The 20,013-nt window shown below is 43.9% G+C and carries 9 protein-coding genes and 1 CRISPR repeat array (1 of these 10 only partly in view); of the genes, 6 read left to right on the forward strand and 3 right to left on the reverse strand.

Going from position 1 to position 20,013, the window contains the following annotated elements:
• Positions 1-88 precede the first annotated feature (88 nt).
• Positions 89-373, forward strand: a complete 285-nt coding sequence (locus V512_RS13550) for a hypothetical protein (RefSeq protein WP_133117326.1) — start codon at positions 89-91, stop codon at positions 371-373.
• Positions 374-556: 183 nt separating this feature from the next.
• On the opposite strand, the gene V512_RS13555 is transcribed toward V512_RS13550, so the two are convergent.
• Positions 557-1,066, reverse strand: coding sequence for a hypothetical protein (locus V512_RS13555; protein WP_099830981.1), 510 nt, complete (start codon positions 1,064-1,066; stop codon positions 557-559).
• A gap of 343 nt (positions 1,067-1,409) precedes the next feature.
• Here V512_RS13555 and V512_RS13560 point away from each other — a divergent pair, with 343 nt between their 5' ends.
• From V512_RS13560 to V512_RS13580, 5 genes are all read left to right on the forward strand, one after another.
• Entirely contained in the window at positions 1,410-3,650 is a 2,241-nt protein-coding gene (locus tag V512_RS13560) for an InlB B-repeat-containing protein (RefSeq protein ID WP_099830982.1), read from the forward strand.
• 50 nt (positions 3,651-3,700) lie between these two features.
• Positions 3,701-8,356, forward strand: a complete 4,656-nt coding sequence (locus tag V512_RS13565; protein ID WP_099830983.1) for a right-handed parallel beta-helix repeat-containing protein — start codon at positions 3,701-3,703, stop codon at positions 8,354-8,356.
• Between the two features lie 164 nt (positions 8,357-8,520).
• Positions 8,521-10,200, forward strand: a complete 1,680-nt coding sequence (locus V512_RS14460; RefSeq protein ID WP_108702538.1) for a DUF881 domain-containing protein — start codon at positions 8,521-8,523, stop codon at positions 10,198-10,200.
• Positions 10,201-10,311: 111 nt separating this feature from the next.
• Positions 10,312-12,783 (forward strand): SUMF1/EgtB/PvdO family nonheme iron enzyme, encoded by a 2,472-nt coding sequence (locus tag V512_RS15225; RefSeq protein ID WP_243392451.1) that lies wholly within the window; start codon positions 10,312-10,314, stop codon positions 12,781-12,783.
• Between the two features lie 136 nt (positions 12,784-12,919).
• Complete coding sequence (locus tag V512_RS13580; protein WP_243392452.1) at positions 12,920-14,116, forward strand: formylglycine-generating enzyme family protein; 1,197 nt, start codon at positions 12,920-12,922, stop codon at positions 14,114-14,116.
• A gap of 54 nt (positions 14,117-14,170) precedes the next feature.
• On the opposite strand, the gene V512_RS13585 is transcribed toward V512_RS13580, so the two are convergent.
• Together V512_RS13585 and V512_RS13590 are read right to left on the reverse strand one after the other, a co-directional pair.
• Complete coding sequence (locus tag V512_RS13585) at positions 14,171-14,764, reverse strand: site-specific integrase (protein ID WP_099830984.1); 594 nt, start codon at positions 14,762-14,764, stop codon at positions 14,171-14,173.
• 91 nt (positions 14,765-14,855) lie between these two features.
• Positions 14,856-15,152 carry a WGR domain-containing protein gene (locus V512_RS13590; protein WP_099830985.1) on the reverse strand — a complete coding sequence of 99 codons (297 nt, stop codon included), beginning with the start codon at positions 15,150-15,152 and terminating at the stop codon, positions 14,856-14,858.
• Between the two features lie 1,698 nt (positions 15,153-16,850).
• Positions 16,851-20,013: direct repeats of the CRISPR family, unit length 30 nt; unit sequence GTTTCCATACCACTATGGTTCTCACGCAAC (it continues 876 nt past the right edge of the window).

Here is a 20,013-nt window from a genome sequence, read left to right on the forward strand (position 1 = left end):
GTAAACTATCCCCTGCAACTTATGCACTCAGGGGAATGCGAGCATCAATACTCGAAGGTAGAGACATGCCAGAAATGAAGTGAGACCGATGTTCCACTGGACACCAAGAAGGATAAAGGGTCATTTCGTTGTATGTTTCCTTGCATTCTTGGTGCAAAGAGAGCTTGAGTTCAGAATGAGAAAGAAAGGAATACACACTTCAACCCAGGAGATACAACGAGCGATAAACTCACTCAAAGTGATGAAGTTCAGCCATGGTGAGCAAAGTTACTACATGAAAGCCAAATCACTACCCCTTGCTTCGAAGATTCTTTCATTAATGAAGATAACACAACCCGACAAGGTAACGCCTCAAGAAGAACTCACTCTCTGAATACAGAGTTTGTAGTGGCAAAATTCTTCGTTTCTGAAAACACTTTGGCTTGTTCAGCTGTTTTCAGAAGATTAAGTGATAAACTCAAGAGTTAAAAAAAGAAAGTCGGTAAACCATTCTTTCTATTTTTTGGTTTCTATAAATGGTTGTTCTAATTGTTCCTTTCTCCAAACAATCTTCAAACTATGAGATTTTATTTCTGCCCTTTGTTCGCTTAACGTTATCGGTCCAGTACCATCTGTTTCTCTCTTTTAGTATGCTGATGTAGTCTTTGCCTTTAATCATGTAATTGCCATCAGCGCCTATTAACCATTTGACCGAATCGCTTTGAATTTCGCGCACAATACTCTCTCGCTGCTTGAAACCACCAAGTAGTCTGGCTTCTGTTATGCTCAAAAAGTTGTCAAGCATGGAGCTTAATCTTACTTCTGCCATTATCATGGCGTAATCAGCAACATTATCAAACAGATACTTGCGCGTTAGAGGCTGAAAAACATAGCTTCTAGGTAGGATGGTGCCGTTAACCTTGGCATTTTCATTTTTTTGTATCATCTGTCCGAGGCTATCTTTCCATTGACGCAGATTGTGTTTAGTAGCCTTATCATCCATATACGCATCTTCACCTCGCGCGATTTTCCAGGCTAGGTCAAGGCCGGTAAAATATTCGGAGTCCCAATCTAGACTGAACTCCATTTTCAGCCCTACAAATGCGCCAATTGTATCCTGTATATCTTCAATGTGCGACTCAAAGTCATTCTTACCCGCGTTTAAATTAGCGCCTGGGAGAGTCGCTGTACCAGAAATTGATATATCAAAAAGTGGTACAGCGTTTCTCTGAATTTCAGATTTGAATACTAAATTGTTTTGTAATCAATGTAACATTTGATAGAATTTAAATGTATTATCTGAATTATGTTATTGGTTTGATTTTGAATCTGAAAATTGCTGGCTATCAGTGAGAGGAAGCCTTTTAGCGTAAACAATTATCATTTTGATAATTCGCAATAAATAGAGCAGTTCGTTAAGGAGGCCAAGAGTGAAACGAGTTAGTTCTCTTTTTGTGATTTTCGTACTTCTCTTCATGCTTGCTGGGTGTCCATCTATTCAGACTATGAAAGATTCTACTCTGAAGGCTTTATTGTTTAATTCTCTTTCAGTCCCAAATTTTGATCCAGAAATAACAGAATATACGATTGAGCTTCCAAGAGGAACAACTGAAGTACCTACGATAAGCACTGTTCCAAATATCGAAGGCGTAACAATCGAAGTGATTAACGCGGAAACAATTCCCGGAACAACTAAGATAATTGTAACTGCCTTGGATGGTGAAACTGTGACCACGTATCACATCTACTTCGCCGTACAGAAGAACAATGATTCTTCTTTGAAGGCCCTTGAATATAATGCGATACCCGTTCCGGGATTTAAGAATGATAAATTGAACTACGAAGTTATTCTTCCAGCGGGATCTACTTATTTGCCAACGATTTCAGCTACTGCAAATGACCCAAATGCAACTATCACTATAACGCAGGTTCTTGAGCTTCCCGGTACTGCTTTTGTTACAGTAACTGCGGAGGATGCAGTTACAGCTTCTAACTATTCAATTTACTTCATTCCTCAGTATTTCATTGAAGCGTCTTCGAATCCATCGGATGGGGGAAACATAACAGGTAGTGGTAACTATGTTCATGGAACTCAGGTAAATCTGACAGCCACAGCTAATGAAGGCTACGAATTTATTGACTGGACAGATAATGGAGTGCGGGTTAGCACAAATGCAAGTTATTCCTTTACAGCTAACGCGGATAGAGCTCTTGTGGCGAATTTCAAGTTGAAGACCTATACACTAACAGCAACTGCAGGAGTCGGTGGTACCGTAATACCCTATGGAATTGTTGAAGTAAAACATGGCGAAGATAAGCAATTCACTATTGCTTCAGATCAAGGCTGTGAAATAAAGGAAGTAATCGTTGACGGAGTATCCGTTGGCGCTGTGAATACTTACGATTTTGACAACGTTACCAGAAATCACACTATCCACGGCGAGTTCAAGTTAAAGCTTTACACTATTGACGTCTCTGCTATCCCTGAGACTGGCGGAACAGTGAGCGGAGGAGGCAACTTTAATCATGGAGATTCCGTTGAAATAATAGCAACAGCCAACACCGGTTATGAATTTATCGGCTGGACTGAGAATGAATTGCAGGTGAGCACAGATACCAGTTATTCATTTACTGCAACCGCGGACAGAACACTTGTTGCTAACTTTAGACGGCTAACTTACTCTATCACTCTAGACGTAAATCCCATAGATGGTGGATCAGTTAGCGGGGGCGGGGCCTTCTTACATGGAGAAGAAGTAACTGTTATTGCTACTCCTAATCTAGGGAAGTACTTCATAAACTGGACAGAAGATGCAGTTGAAGTAAGCAAAGAGCCGGTCTACACATTTGTTGCCACTAAGGACTGTAATCTTGTGGCCAATTTTGAAATGAATCACGCGCCGGAATTCGACAAACTTCTACCGGTTAATGGAGCGGTGAATCAGCCAGTAGATGTGAAGCTCGAATGGAACGCTGTTGATACTAATGGTGCAACCGTAACCTACGATGTTTACTTCGGATACTCTAGCGCTAACCTTATTAAGGTCATGTATGGAACAACTCTTGAGGAGTATTATCCAGATGTGATTAAGGGATTTACCTTCTACTGGAGAGTCGTCGCTTCAAATGGATCAGTCACAACGGATTCTGGAGTAATTGCTTTCTCTACGGTAGAAGAAGTCCTTACAGATAAATCCGTACACATAATCGATAATCTACTAGATAAGCAACCTTCAGATCCAGCAACGATTGCAGTACAGGTACGAGGCATCGGGATTGTAGCGGGCTCTGAATTAGCAATAGAAATAGATACAAACTACATGGAATTTCTGAATAGAGATGGTCATACCCTTAGCGAATTTCTTGCATCTAATCCCGAGGCAACATTTGCAGACTTCGAACCCTGGTGCGAATACAAAGCTATTAGTACGGATTTCCTGTCAATAATGAAACTTAAGGATACTACCGGTTCCACCGTTTATCTGAGTGGAGCCTACAAAAATTCTGCTGGAAAGAACATTGCCGATGGGAATCTCTGGTTTATCTACGTGAAGGTAAAGGCTATAACAGGAAGGACTGCCGCGGTTTTCAGCAGTGTCTCATTTGTTGATACTGCTTTGGTTGAAATTCCAGTTGATTCAAGTGATCAGGGACTTTTCATTGTGAAGTAATGCCGGAATAGGGGAAAGCGAGTAGATAAGTGGCCGGGGGAGGTAGTTGGATGAAAAGGGCAATCGGATTTGTCGCCATTGGTTTACTGGTTCTGGTAATTGCGGGATGTTTCTCACTAGATCAGAAAGCAGTTAATTCTGAAGAGGTTTCCTTCATTCTGAATGATGACGGCTCAATATCCATTAAGGCGCTGAAGGAGCTTACGGGGATAGATGTGATAGTAGCAGCCTCTATTGAAGAAGAAGCTATAACAGTTGACGATTCCCTCCTGAAGATAGTAACCCATAGCGATGAAGGCACAACGAGAATAGCAATAGTCTCGACTTCAGCAAACATAAGGGAAGGGGAAGAGATAGCCAGAATAGACGGTAATTTCACTACCTTGAAGAACCTGGTGATATCTTCTTCTGCTAAATATCTTGAAATGCCTTCGCCAAAGACTCAGGCAAAGCCTCCGTTCCCGGATGGTATAAGCATAGTAGACGGAAGCATAGACAAAGCCTCTAATGGCTACTTTCTCGTTCACGCTGAAAATGTCAATGGATTTGCCGGAGTTGAGATCACCATAACTTACGATCCACAATACATAATCATTGACAAATCTAAGGGAGAACAAGGAGTAACTCCTCTAAACTCATTCGGAACGGGACTACTAATAGTTCAACACACCGAAAACACGATTACGATAACCTCGGCCTTCAACTCGGCAAAGAGTGTCAATTGCGAATATATCTACCAGATACATTTCGTGGCCAGTCTCATAGAGGGAAAAACATTGATTGGACTATCGGGAGAGGTACGCGATGCAAACACCGGACTAATCCAAACAGTGTTTCATGATGGTGAGATTACTATAGGTGGTCCCAAACTGATTGGTGACTTTGATAATAGCAACAAGGTGGATCTTCCAGACTTCATATTGTTTGCCAGAAGCTATGGAAGCGTACTTGGAGGAGAAGGCGAATATATTGAAACATACGATATTGCGCCTGCGGAGGACAAATACCAGGGAGTATGGGCGGGAATATACGACAGCTGTGCTCCGGATGGAGAGATAGACCTTGTTGACTTCATAATCTTTGCAAGAAACTATGGGAAGAATAAGCCAAACGAACCGCCCTTCATATCTGTGCCCGATCAGCAGGTTGCCCAAGGTGACACATTGGAACTGGATCTTCTAAACTATTCATCCGATCCCGAAGGGGACAGCCTGTTGTTCATACTTGAGGTTGATTCCCCGGGAACGATAACCGATTCAATCTACTCATACACGCCGGATTTCGAAACACTTGGAAACCAGACAGTTGATATAGCGGTTGAAGATACAGCGGGAAATATGATGACAGACACATTCATAATCGAAGTAACGAAAACTAACAGACCTCCCGTTACAGATGGAATACCTGATCAGACAATAGCGGAAGGAGAAACGCTTAACTTAGAACTGCTTGATTACTTCGAAGATCCTGACGGAGACAACCTTGTTTTCGCGGTAATTTCAGGCGTGGGTACGGTTATTGGCAGCGAATATACCTACAGTCCCAATTACGATGCTGCCGGAACATACCAGGTAACGATAAAGGCAGCCGACGGAAATGGAGGAGAGGTTGAAACGACATTCACGCTGACTGTTGAGAACACTAACAGACCTCCGGAAGAGCCGCAACTGGTATCTCCGGAAAACGCTGCCCTGTTAATCAATACAACTTCGGTAGAGCTCAGCTGGAATTGCAGCGATCCGGACGGCCAGCTTCTGACATATGATGTTTATTTCGGAGAAGACATAGAAGCGCTGGAAGTTATAGCTACACAATCAGCTACAAGTCTTCATGTTCAAGAAATAACTGCTGGAAAGACATACTTCTGGATGATAGTGGCCAGAGATCCTCACGGAGCTGAAACGGCAAGTGAAGTCTACTCTTTCAGCACAGACTATTATTTAATTCCTGGCGGAGAATTCGAAGGAATGATCTCCGGATATGCGCTCATGACTAAGGCCAACTCTCCATACATAATCACGGGAGACATCGTAGTTGAATCTGGAGCGCAGCTGATAATAGAACCGGGAGTTGAGGTTAGGTTCACCTACATATCCGATCCTGATAACAACGGACAGGAAGATACGAATGCAGCCGATCTTATAGTTTATGGAAAGCTATTTGCAGAAGGAAGTGAAACTGAGCCTTTACTATTCACTTCAAACGAGACTCCGGCGCTTAAAGGCGACTGGGGAGGAATAAGGTTTGCCTCGAGTGAAGGAACATCTAAGATAAGCCACGCAACTATTGAAATGGCGAAAGATGGTGTCTGGACATCCAGCAACTGCAATATTGAAATCAGCAACTGTGAGATAAGAACGAACATTGATTACGGGGTGCGTCTAGGAAGCAACTCAAACGCAACTATAGTTAATAGCACGATACATCATAATGCCAATGGTGTCTGGACATCCAGCAACTGCAATATTGAAATCAGCAACTGTGAGATAAGAACAAACATTGATTATGGAGTGCTTCTAGGAAGCAACTCAAACGCAACTATAGTTGATAGTACAATACATCTTAATGCCACAGGAATATCTAACTATGGAACAATGATAATCCGAGGCTGCACTATATCTTCAAGTGGAGGAACGGGAATCTATAGTAATGGAGTCTACATTGAGATCTATGAGACTTTGATAGGAGAAAACTCTTCAACGGGAATCACTCTTCATAACTCAAGTTCAAACTCAAGAGTTCAAAATTGCCACTTCCTGGATAATGGTAGTTATGGCATAGAAGGATACAGATTTGAAGTAATAGATTCCTCTTTTGCTCGTAACGGCAACCATGCAATCAGTGGGTCGAATTGCGTAGTAGAAGGATGTTTATTTACTGAAAGTATAAAGGGGATTCGTGGTTCATCCATAACTGCTGTTAATAATAACTTCGAAGGTGAATTCTGTTCTTCGTTCTATGATGACTACTCGGGAGTATACATAGACGGACAGGCTTTGATTTCACACAACGTGTTCTCAGGTTTCGCAACAGGGGTATGGTTAGCAACTTCGAGTGAAGTGACAATACAGGATAATCTTGTAACGGGAAACTACAGAGGTATCTGCTTTGCAAGTGTTGATGGCCAGAATTTGACTTGTTCAAACAACAATATTTATGGTAATCGAGACTGGAATGTCTACAACGACACTAACCAGAGAGTGGCTATCACTAATTCTTTCTGGGGCACAGATAATGAAAGTACTATAAAGAGCAAGATATTCGATTATTATGAAGATTCTAGCAAGGGTCCAGTGAGCTATACAGGGTTCAAGTCCTCTCTTATTGATGGAGCAACCTCTTCCAAAAGAATAGCTTTGATACCTTATGATAGGCAATCACTGGGGTTTGCCGATGAAGCCACAATAAGCTGGACCGCATACGATCCAGATGGGCTTTTGGAATCGTTCGATCTGTATTTTGGCGAAACTGAGACTCCTGAGCTCTATACTGCAGATGTTATAAGTCCCGTGACAGTTCCCGTTGATCATGCAAAGACTTACTATCTTGGTGTTATGGGATTTGATTCTCAAGAGTCTCTTAAAGCAGAATCAACCGTTTCAGAAATATGCATCGGACTACCGATAGTCTTCGGAGGTAGTAGTAGTGACAGTGGGCTTAGCGTTGTAGAGACATATGACGGCGGATTGGTCGTGACCGGTTATACAAATTCTTTCGGGAATGGAGATCAGGTGTATCTGTTGAAAACCGATTCAAACGGAGACCTTCTCTGGGAGAAGAACTTTGGCGGTACAAGTGATGACTATGGACACAGCGTCGTCGAGACATCTGACGGCGGACTGGTTGTGACTGGTAATACGGATTATTTTGGGAATAGTTATCAGGTGTATCTGTTGAAAACCGATTCAAACGGAGACCTTCTTTGGGAGAAGAACTTTGGCGGTACAAGTATTGACTATGGACACAGCGTCGTCGAGACATCTGACGGCGGACTGGTTGTGACTGGTTATACAGAGTCTTTTGGAAATTGCTGGCAGGTATACCTGCTGAAAACCGATTCAACCGGCAACCTTCTCTGGGAGAAGAACTTTGGCGGTACAGGTGGTGATGTAGGATACAGCGTTGTCGAGACATCTGATGGTGGTCTGGTTGTGACTGGTTTTACGGATTGTTTTGGAAATGGCAATCAGGTGTATCTGTTGAAAACCGATTCAAACGGAGACCTTCTCTGGGAGAAGAACTTTGGCGGTACAAGGAATGATTCTGGACACAGCGTCGTCGAGACATCTGACGGCGGACTTGTCGTGACCGGTGATACGTATTCTTTTGGAAATAGAAGTCAGGTGTATCTACTGAAAACCGATTCAAAAGGAAATATGCTATGGGAGAAAGGGCACGGTACTTCTAGAGGTAATTCTGGGAGCAGCGTTGTCGAGACATCTGACGGCGGACTGGTTGTGACCGGGCATACGATTTCTTTCGAGAATAACAACCAGGTGTATTTGTTGAAGACAGATTCAACCGGCAACCTTCTCTGGGAGAAGAACTTTGGCGGTACAAGGGATGATTCTGGAGAAAGCGTCGTCGAGACATCTGACGGCGGACTGGTTGTGACTGGGTATATGACTTCTTTCGGGATTAGCACGCAGGTGTATATGATCTGGACTGATTCAGAAGGTAACGGTATAAGCGAACCCGGCTGGTGAAATATCTATAGAGATCTATAAGGAAAAGACTTATTACAAAAATCTTAGAGGTGCATCTTTTAATCAGAAAATCAGTGAAGAACAAGTCTGATAAGACTTGAGCATTATCAAGAGAGAACGCAATGCTCGATTACTAAGCGCGTATTTCATACAAGGTGATAACCATGAATAGCAGATTTTCAAAGAGAATATTCCTAACACTAATGTTTGGAATACTAATAGTTTCAGCTTCAACGGTTTTTGCTAACGAAGGGAGTTGCCTGCTTAAGATAGTTGCCGCCAATGATTTGGCAAAGACCGGGACTGTGTTTGTGGACGGAAAACTTAAAGGGCTGCTTGAGTTAGGAGAGTTAGTTATTTTTGATCTTGATATTGGCACCCACAAGATTACGGTTGATGGAAAACTAATCGAGAAGCAGGAAATAGATGTGGCTTTCGAGAATGCTTATGAATCAAAACAAATAGATGTGAAGGCTATTCCTGGTCGGCGAGCAGTGCGCATTATTTCCGAACCTTCAAATGCCCTTATTAGAGTTAATGAAGATTGGATTGGTCAAAAGACACCCTGGCAGATTGTGCTTGAAGTAGGTAGAACGTATGAGATCGAATTGTTAAAAGACAATCACGGAAGTACTGTCGAGACTCTTGACATATCGGAAAAAGGTGAAGTAATTGTACTGGATATTGCTGTCCCGGTAGCAACCCCACCAGATGAACCGAGGCTTGTTTACCCTTCTAATGGTGCAACTGATTTGACTATTGGTGAGGTGTTTTTAGAGTGGGAACACTTTGATACAGCACTGCAATTTGAAGTTGACTTCAACGGGGAAAGCTACACAACGCGAAGTTCTGTTATTCCTGTTCAGCTAATTGAGAAAGGCAGAGTGTACACGTGGAAGGTAACAGCCATAAATGAATTTGATAAGAGAAGTTCCAGTGAAGAGTTCTCTTTCACAACACTGCAGAACATGCTACCAAACGAACCATCATGTCTATTCCCTGGAAACGGTACTGATAATTACCCGGACGCTGTAATTCTTCAATGGGTTTGCGAAGATCCCGAAGGTGATAGGTTAAGCTATGATGTTATTTTTGGAGAAGGAGATGCTCTTTGTACAAGGGAAATCGGAATTCCAAGTTCTAAGTTATTGGTGAGTGAATTAAAATCTGGAACACAATATTTCTGGAAAGTAATAGCGAAAGATGATTATGGAGGAGTTACAGTAGGACCATTATGGACGTTTTCAACTAAGGCCAGCACGTCTACAGAAGATTCAAAAGCGGGTTCTCTTTTTGGTAATGAAAATAGCAGCGATGATTCTTGTCAAGTTGATGTACTAAAGGAGAAAATAGTTTCTCTTGAATGGGCTTTAGAGGAATTGAAGATTCTGGTAAGAGAAAACACAAGGCTTGTAGAAAACACGTTGATCTCACTAATAACAACAGGTTCTTCTGCTTGTTCTGCTGTCCAGGGATCGAATTACTTCACCAAAGAATTTGGCAAGGGTTTACAGATAAAGATTGAATCTGATTTCAAAGGAAGCAGTATTCTCCATGACAGCGATATCCTTATGATTTTGAACGAAATATACGCTTTGAGAGCCACGAAGATTTCGTTAAACGGGAAGAGAGTACTGCCATATACATACGTACGCTGCGTTGGGGCAACCGTGATAATCGATGATGAACCAACTCAAATTATGCCAATAGTAATTGAAGTGTTGGGCGATTACGATTATCTTGTTTCGGGTCTGGGTCTATTGAAGGAGTATTTTGCAGGCAGGGAGATTGATATGTCTTTTCTGCCTGTTGAATTTATAACGATTCCGGCTTTCAACGAATAATCTGTTGAATTTTAATGTCATCTAACCAAAAACAGAAGTTGTAATTTCCTTTTTAGTCTATTTGTAATTGCTGTTATAAAGACACAATAGGGTTTTCTTAGAGGTGGAGATATGAAAAGTACAATGCTAAAGAAGCTATCTTTTCTGATACTGTTCAGTGTAATCACAGTGACAACTTCATTGGCCGCTACAAATGAAAGTAGTTGCTTTCTTAAAATAGTTGCTGCAAATGACCTGGCGAAAACGGCGAGCGTTTATATAGATGGCAAGCTTGAAGGAACCCTCGAATCAGGGGAGTTGACCATCTTCGATCTGGATGTTGGCAATCACTTAATAACACTCGATGGAGAGCTAATTGAAAAGTATGAACTAGAGGTAGTTTTCCAAAGCACGTATGAATCAAAGCGAATAGATCTAGAAGCTAATCCGGGGAAAAGGGCAGTAAGGATAACATCCGAACCTTCCAATGCAGCTATTCGAATTGACAAGGAATGGCTAGAACAGACAACACCCTGGCAGATTATTCTTGATGTGGGAAAGACCTATGAGATCGAGTTGTTCAAAGAACTATATGGTGGTAAAACACAATCTCTTTATATCCCTGATAAGGGAGAGATTATAATTCTAGATGTTGAAATACCAAAAGCAGATCCGCCCCTTAAGCCACGTCCAACATATCCCATAGACAAATCTGTCTGCCCTGATGAAATCGTAGTTGAGCTAGTATGGGAGTCACTTGATAATCCTCTGCAATATGAACTTCAGTTCGATGGTAAAGTGTATACGACTTCGTTTAGCAATGCAAGATTCTACAAGCTAGAACGTGGTAAGACTTATTCCTGGAGAGTGACGGCAGTTAATAAATATGGCATGAGAACAACAAGTGAACGATATTCCTTCACGGTTCAAGAGAACCGTGGTCCGGAGATTGCATTTGTATATCCTCAAAACGACAGTGATGATGTTTTTGCGGAAGAGTTGATCCTGAAGTGGGAAGTTACGGATGCGGATGGAGATTCTATAACTTGTGATGTTTATTTTGGTGACAAGCCTGATTCATTAGAGCCAGTGAAATCACATACCACTTCGAACGAATACATTGTAAAAGAATTGCAAAGAGGAAAACCATACTACTGGAAAATAGTTGCGACGGATAGTTATGGCGAAGTCAGCGAAAGTCTTGTGTATTCTTTTACTACTATGGCAAACAGGCCTCCGATTGAACCATTTAATATTATTCCTGAAGACGGAATGGAAAACTTACCGGATTGTTTAACACTTGAATGGGACTGCACAGATCCTGACAATGACAATTTGACTTATGCAATATATCTGGGAGTAGATGCAGATTCCATGAATCAGATAGGCGAGACCACCAACAAGAATTTTGTCTTGAATGATTTGACCAGGGGAACAACACACTACTGGAAAATCGTGGTCTTTGATTCCTTTGGGGCAAAAACCGAAGGACCACTAAATACTTTTATCACAAAGGCTAACAAACCACCAGTTATTGATCCCAGTTCTGAAGTGTTTCTTAAAGAAACCGATCGAGATGTATTTGCGGAACTTAAATGGTTCTGTGAAGATCCAGATGACAAGCTGCTGTTATATGATGTATATCTTGGAGTTGATACAGAACCCTCATTGATTCTTTCGGATCATTATCTAACCACTTTGACCAAAGAAAAACTGAAATTCGGTACAACATATTACTGGCAAATTGTTGCCAAAGATGTACATGGCGGAATTTCTAAAGGACCATTGTGGGAATTTACAACGAAGAACCCTCCGAGCTATATTCCATCTGATATTGTTCCAAAGAGGGTGTTTGTGGAGAAAGGCAGCTTCACGATGGGTGACACGTGGGGTGGTGGATACGGTGATGAAAAACCAACCCATACGGTCACGTTTACCTACGACTTCTACATTGGCAAGTATGAAACTACATTCGACGAGTACGACGCTTTCTGTGATGACACTGGCAGAAATAAACCTGATGACGAAGGCTGGGGCAGGGGACAGAGACCTGTTATGAGGGTCAGCTGGTGGGATGCGATAGCCTACTGTAATTGGTTGAGTGAGAAAGAGAAACTCCCGAAAGCTTATGACACTAATGGCAATTTGCTGGACAAAGATGGAATAGTAACTACTGACCCGTCGAAAGTAGTAGGCTACAGACTACCGACAGAGGCAGAGTGGGAATATGCAGCAAGAGGTGGAAACAAGAGTAAAGGATACAAGTATTCCGGGAGCTATAAAGTAGATGAGGTTGCCTGGTATGTTGCAAACTCGGGGGGCAAGACGCAGGAAGTTGGTAATAAAGCACCTAACGAGCTGGGGCTGTACGATATGTCTGGAAACGTGTGGGAGTGGTGCAGTGATTGGTATAATAACACCTATTACTATAACACTCCAAAGACGAATCCGTACAACAATAGTGGTTCCGATCGGGTGATTCGTGGCGGTAGCTGGGGCTGGGGCTACAGTTCGCCGGACGCACGTGTGGCGCGTCGCAGAGGCAACTCGCCCACTAGCACGGACGTCAACATCGGGTTCCGTATTTGCAGGACGGTGTTCTGATTTACACTTTAGCCTTTTTACATTTTTGCCCTTTGCTGAGTCTCCGAGCACCGGGCACGGAGTAGCCCGCAAGCACTAGAAGACCAATAAGTTGAAATGATTTGTTTCACATAACTTCACTCGAAAGGTGAACATGATGAAAGATCTATTAAGGGAACAACTAATCAGAATAGTCCAAGAGTATGGAGCAGACATACTAAAAAACCCAAAAAAGGTGAATAGTCTCCTTAAAGACTTCTGTCCTGAAGAATCAAGGGGAAAGATATTTGCAATCACCCAGTGCCTGAGAGAAGGAATACATAGAGAGCTTATAGATTCAAGCAAGAGAAAGACGATAAGAATAGAGATGAGCAGACTCATAAGAAAGATACATGATAACTTTGGACTGAAAGAAGATATATCCAGATGGGCAGTGGAAAGCATCGCTTTGGCTCTGCGGATAATAAGCGAAAAGGAAACTGTAATAACAACCGAGAAATCTCAAGTAATCGAACAAAAGTTTGTAGAAACGCATAAGGCAATATCCCATGAACGGATTGTTGAGGAAAGAGAAAAAAGAACAACAAACGGAGACGAGCTAATCCATGTCGAGAGAGGAAGCTTCATAATGGGAGACACATGGGGAGACGGTTTCCCATACGAGAGGCCAACGCATGAGGTTACGCTCACATATGACTTCTACATAGGCAAGTATCCAGTGACTTTTGAAGAATATGATATCTTCTGGAGTGCGACAAGAAAAAGCAAACCGGATAGCGAAAAATGGGAAAAATGGGGAAGAGGAAGGAGACCGTTAATAAACGTGAGCTGGAACTATGCAACAGCCTACTGCAACTGGTTGAGTGAAAAGGAAGGAATTCCTAAGTCGTATGATGATAAAGGTAACCTCCTGGACAAATATGGAAAGACGACTACAGACATAACTGACGTGGTTGGTTACAGGTTACCTACTGAAGCCGAATGGGAATACGCTGCAAGGGGAGGAAACAAGAGCAAGGGATACAAATATTCTGGTAGCGATAATGCAGACGATGTTGCCTGGTATGCTTCTAACTCAAAAAGCATGACACAGGAAGTAGGGACTAAGGTACCTAACGAACTGGGTCTGTACGATATGAGCGGCAATGTATGGGAGTGGTGTTCGGATGTGTTTAGAGACTACTCTAGTTCCCCACAAACAAATCCATACAACAGCATTGGTTCCTGTCGGGTGTTTCGCGGTGGCAGTTGGTACTGCAGAATGTCTTTCGTATGTGTAGCTTACCGCGACAGCGTCTCGCCCACTGCCACGAGCAGCGGTCTGGGCCTCCGTATTGCAAGGGCTTTACCCTGATTATGTTTTAGCCTTTACTGCGGCTGTGAGCGCCGGGCACGGAGTAGCCGGCTGTTATAAATTCAGTTCCACATAGATATCGTTCAGCTGCTCCTGGGTAATTCCTATATAGCGCAGAGTTATTGCCGGAGAAGAATGGTTCAACATCTTTTGAATGTATTCCAGAGCCACGCCCTTTTTGTACAGGTGGTAGCCGAACGTTTTTCGAAGTGTATGTGTTCCGATCCCATCATCCAAACCAACCATATTGGCGTATCTATTTAACATTTGCCAGGCGGCTATTCTTGTTATTGGTTGTAGCGTGCCGTCAGCTGTCTTACGGGATGAGAATACAGGATCATCAGGATTGGGACTTCCCAGGGAATCGTAGTAGAGTTTCAACGCTTCGGCGACCGACCTGTTTATCATAAAGCTCTTTATCTTTTTGGTCTTAATCTCCACAACATTCAACTGGTCTCCTGACTTCAGCAGTCTTCCACCACCGTTAATGAAACTGCTCCACTTAAGGGCGAGAATATCTGAGATTCTCAGTCCGGTGTTAATACCCAGAGTGAACAGAAGGAGATCCCTGTAGTTTGATTCACCCTTCATAATAGCCTTCATCGCATCGATTTTCTTCGAATCGCGTATCGGCTGGACTTCCTTCATAACTACACCTCGTAAAACGCTCTCTAACGCATTTTCTCTTGCTGCACCTTCATATATGTATTAGCACCATCAAAAGCTCAGAATGGGGCGTTTAGAAAGGAAATAGCCCGAGCTGGACCGGCTTGGAGTCTTGCCTATCCCTCAAATACCTCGGTTTAACCACTGAGTAATGGTGCCTATGTCTTATCCTGAGCTGCTTACGTACATATCTGGTAGCCATAGCCTCGCTCGGGAATATTTTGGTCACGAATGAGGCGCGCTCGGAGATCCTGCCGAAAATGATGGTAACCGGATACCCGGTAAAGGTACTCTGGCGTTCGTCACTTATGAAATAGAACCTTCTCATATTGTTTTCGGGCATAACCTTCTCCAGGTAAACTGATGCCATTTGAGGCCTCCGTGTCTGAATTCAATTATTTAACATAAGTAGATAATATCACATATTATGTAAAATACAAAATCGAAGAGAGCAAACAGAAGAGTTATGGTTTCGAATGAAGCCTTTACCAGGAGTGGGATAGAAGAGAACAGATGAATTTAACATAATACTCTTAAGTTAAATTGAAGTTGGTTATTAGAATGCTTGAGTTGGATTTCTGTTTAGTAAGAAAGTAGTTTCCATACCACTATGGTTCATATAAGAGCCGTCCTCCGTTGACCGTCCAAGAGCATGGACCCGTCCTCCGATAAGATCAAAGACCAGATCCTGACCAAGAGCACGTCAGGATGACCAGTTGAGTTGGTTCATACAACCTAACGTCCTGCCCCTAGAAAGCTTCTCCCTCCTGGCGAAGCCAGCCATGCGTCCCCGGATGTTTCTCCGGGCATTGCGTCCGCCAATGGTTCTCGGCGCATCACTTCCCGGGATGATCTTCCCGGCACAGCGTCCTGCCGAAGGCAGCGATTCATACCACTATGGTTCTCACGCAACGAGAAATGCAGTTTACAGGTTTAAAGATGGGTTTTGGGTTTCCATACCACTATGGTTCTCACGCAACCATCTCAATGCAATTGACCTAGAAACACCTAAAGTAGGTTTCCATACCACTATGGTTCATATAAGAGCCGTCCTCCGTTGACCGTCCAAGAGCAAGGACCCGTCCTCCGATAAGATCAAAAACCAGATCCTGACCAAGAGCACGTCAGGATGACCAGTGGAGTTGGTTCATACAACCTAACGTCCTGCCCCTAGAAAGGTTCTCCCTCCTGGCGAAGCCAGCCATGCGTCCCCGGATGTTTCTCCGGGCATTGCGTCCGCCGATGATCCTCGGCGCATCACTTCCCGGGATGATCTTCCCGGCACAGCGTCCTGCCGAAGGCAGCAATTCATACCACTATGGTTCTCACGCAACTTAGTAAGACAGAGCGTAAAAGATACCGAAGAATTCATGTTTCCATACCACTATGGTTCATATAAGAGCCGTCCTCCGTTGACCGTCCAAGAGCAAGGACCCGTCCTCCGATAAGATCAAAGACCAGATCCTGACCAAGAGCACGTCAGGATGACCAGTTGAGTTGGTTCATACAACCTAATGTCCTGCCCCTAGAAAGCTTCTCCCTCCTGGCGAAGCCAGCCATGCGTCCCCGGATGTTTCTCCGGGCATTGCGTCCGCCGATGGTTCTCGGCGCATCACTTCCCGGGATGATCTTCCCGGCACAGCGTCCTGCCAAAGGCAGCGATTCATACCACTATGGTTCTCACTTAACCAGGATATTTACTACGGATATATATGATGCTATTGTTTCCATACCACTATGGTTCTCACGCAACAAGTGGCTCGCAGAGCGTACATGCGCCAATACTACAGGTTTCCATACCACTATGGTTCTCACGCAACATGCATACAAGAGTTCTTGTGTGTATATACGTGCATAGTTTCCATACCACTATGGTTCATATAAGAGCCGTCCTCCGTTGACCGTCCAAGAACAAGGACCCGTCCTCCGATAAGATCAAAGACCAGATCCTGACCAAGAGCACGTCAGGATGACCAGTTGAGTTGGTTCATACAACCTAACGTCCTGCTCCTAGAAAGGTTCTCCCTCCTGGCGAAGCCAGCCATGCATCCCCGGATGTTTCTCCGGGCATTGCGTCCGCCAATGGTTCTCGGCGCATCACTTCCCGGGATGATCTTCCCGGCACAGCGTCCTGCCGAAGGCAGCGATTCATACCACTATGGTTCTCACGCAACCGCTCCGTACCGAAACCTTTAGCATCCTTAACGCGTGTTTCCATACCACTATGGTTCTCACGCAACTTGGCGCTGCGGTAGTATGAATTCCTGTAAGTACCAGGTTTCCATACCACTATGGTTCTCACGCAACTCGTGAAGGTCAGACCTTTCTTTGTCTGCAGTGTGTGTTTCCATACCACTATGGTTCTCACGCAACCAAACTCCGTCTAATTCCTTTTCTAACCACCCCGAGTTTCCATACCACTATGGTTCTCACGCAACTCCTATCGCTCAGCTCACGCAGTCTTTCCCATGTAGTGTTTCCATACCACTATGGTTCTCACGCAACTCAAGTGCTTGGGAATACTGCTACTACTCTGGATTATGGTTTCCATACCACTATGGTTCTCACGCAACTCAATCATCTCTCATCCCATATAAACTTACTTGCATACGTTTCCATACCACTATGGTTCTCACGCAACGAGCGATGACGACGATGACATAGTAAGTGTCTTCTGGAGTTTCCATACCACTATGGTTCTCACGCAACCAGAGTAACCCCAATGAATATGCCCGCAGTATAATGGGTTTCCATACCACTATGGTTCTCACGCAACCACCGCGTGCGCTATCAACGTCACCAACAGACATATAGGTTTCCATACCACTATGGTTCTCACGCAACGTAGAAAATCCTCTGACGGCACTACCGTGGACGATAAGTTTCCATACCACTATGGTTCTCACGCAACGTGGAGAGATTGCCGTAATGCTTGCAAACTTGAGTGTTTCCATACCACTATGGTTCTCACGCAACCACGGCCTTAACCTTGGCTAACGGAACCAAAATTCGTTTCCATACCACTATGGTTCTCACGCAACTCTACAAGGTGATGTGGTTTAAGTCCTATTCCATCAAGTTTCCATACCACTATGGTTCTCACGCAACACAGAACCTGATGAAGTCACAGAAGACGAAGAATAAAGGTTTCCATACCACTATGGTTCTCACGCAACGGGTTGATGGTAGGGGACGTGTAAACGTCCCTCTCTAGTTTCCATACCACTATGGTTCTCACGCAACCCTTTGTGGTGAGCATTTGTGCTCTTTTGCCAAATCTCGTTTCCATACCACTATGGTTCTCACGCAACTCGACATCGGCGATAATTGAAAACGGTGTAGAACGTTTCCATACCACTATGGTTCTCACGCAACAAGATGCAGCTTTGATGAACTGCCAGAGAGAGAATTGTTTCCATACCACTATGGTTCTCACGCAACTCAGACAAGAAAGATGCAGAAGTGGATCGAAAATCACGTTTCCATACCACTATGGTTCTCACGCAACATGACTGTGTTCAGAGCTTGGCAGATGAAAAGGCGTTTCCATACCACTATGGTTCTCACGCAACGAATCAGAGGTTCTTTATGAAAGTTTGGTTCTCAACGTGTTTCCATACCACTATGGTTCTCACGCAACCATGGTTAGGGGGCTTTCAGTCTTTCATACACCAAGGGTTTCCATACCACTATGGTTCTCACGCAACACTCATTTGCTGTTGTAATTTTTAACAATCATTTCGGTTTCCATACCACTATGGTTCTCACGCAACGGGCCTAGGGAAGACAGTCCAGGCAATAGCAAGTATCCGTTTCCATACCACTATGGTTCTCACGCAACCCCCATCGGCCCAACGGTTGTAACTCATCAAGTTTCGTTTCCATACCACTATGGTTCTCACGCAACGCTCCGTTTTCCTGTCTCTTCCACGATTCGATGTTACGTTTCCATACCACTATGGTTCTCACGCAACCCAGCCTCTTCTCGAGCTCATGCCTTTCGATAATTGAGTTTCCATACCACTATGGTTCTCACGCAACGAACGTCCGCATTGGTGAGACACGTTCGGGACGGCCAAGTTTCCATACCACTATGGTTCTCACGCAACCAACATACTTGCCAGCCCATACATGACAGGCGACAACGGTTTCCATACCACTATGGTTCTCACGCAACAATGAACGGCAAGAAAGGCTACGTAATCAAGGATTTCAGTTTCCATACCACTATGGTTCTCACGCAACGATTCCGGGACGTACTTTATTCCGGCCCAGCAATCTGTTTCCATACCACTATGGTTCTCACGCAACGCAACAGGCACGGCGCAAGGATAATGTGGAGACTAGTTTCCATACCACTATGGTTCTCACGCAACGTGATATGTGGAAGCACCTAATAACAGAAGCATATAAGTTTCCATACCACTATGGTTCTCACGCAACAGTTGTGTTCCCAAAGTTTGCAGAGCGCAAAAGCCCGTTTCCATACCACTATGGTTCTCACGCAACAAAGAAATTTGACAAGGCGACCTTCAAAGCAGATAACGTTTCCATACCACTATGGTTCTCACGCAACGTGCTGAAACACTTGCCAGAGATCGCTGCGGTCGAAGGTTTCCATACCACTATGGTTCTCACGCAACCAGTCGTTCCTTGCAGCCCTAATCACAGCAGCTCAACTTGTTTCCATACCACTATGGTTCTCACGCAACTTAACGAGCCGCTTGAAGTTGTGTTCCCAAAGTTTGCGTTTCCATACCACTATGGTTCTCACGCAACGCTTGCATACTTGCGAAATGCAATCAAGGCCATAGAGGTTTCCATACCACTATGGTTCTCACGCAACGCAGAGAAACGGAACACCTGAAGGCTGGACGCTTTCGTTTCCATACCACTATGGTTCTCACGCAACTGAAAATATGATCCATTATCTCGTATTCGCAGACACGTTTCCATACCACTATGGTTCTCACGCAACAGCCGGGAGGGCCGGTGGCGGTGAGCAATTCATTGTTGGTTTCCATACCACTATGGTTCTCACGCAACATCCGGATATAGAGGGAAGGTTTCGCAGCGACCTCATCGTTTCCATACCACTATGGTTCTCACGCAACAAGGATAATGTGGAGACTACGACTAGATCCGGATATGTTTCCATACCACTATGGTTCTCACGCAACGTATCAAAGTTTCAGATGTTTCATGAGCTGAAGGTGTGTTTCCATACCACT

Source organism: Mesotoga sp. Brook.08.105.5.1 (genome assembly GCF_002752635.1).
In the GTDB taxonomy this organism is placed as follows: Bacteria; Thermotogota; Thermotogae; order Petrotogales; family Kosmotogaceae; genus Mesotoga.

What these genes read in the sequence shown, in the direction of transcription:
- V512_RS13550 (WP_133117326.1), top strand. Translation starts at nt 89, where the DNA reads ATGTTCCACTGGACACCAAGAAGGATAAAGGGTCATTTCGTTGTATGT.
- V512_RS13555 (WP_099830981.1), bottom strand. Translation starts at nt 1,066, where the DNA reads ATGGAGTTCAGTCTAGATTGGGACTCCGAATATTTTACCGGCCTTGAC.
- V512_RS13565 (WP_099830983.1), top strand. Translation starts at nt 3,701, where the DNA reads ATGAAAAGGGCAATCGGATTTGTCGCCATTGGTTTACTGGTTCTGGTA.
- V512_RS14460 (WP_108702538.1), top strand. Translation starts at nt 8,521, where the DNA reads ATGAATAGCAGATTTTCAAAGAGAATATTCCTAACACTAATGTTTGGA.
- V512_RS15225 (WP_243392451.1), top strand. Translation starts at nt 10,312, where the DNA reads ATGAAAAGTACAATGCTAAAGAAGCTATCTTTTCTGATACTGTTCAGT.
- V512_RS13580 (WP_243392452.1), top strand. Translation starts at nt 12,920, where the DNA reads ATGAAAGATCTATTAAGGGAACAACTAATCAGAATAGTCCAAGAGTAT.
- V512_RS13585 (WP_099830984.1), bottom strand. Translation starts at nt 14,764, where the DNA reads ATGAAGGAAGTCCAGCCGATACGCGATTCGAAGAAAATCGATGCGATG.
- V512_RS13590 (WP_099830985.1), bottom strand. Translation starts at nt 15,152, where the DNA reads ATGGCATCAGTTTACCTGGAGAAGGTTATGCCCGAAAACAATATGAGA.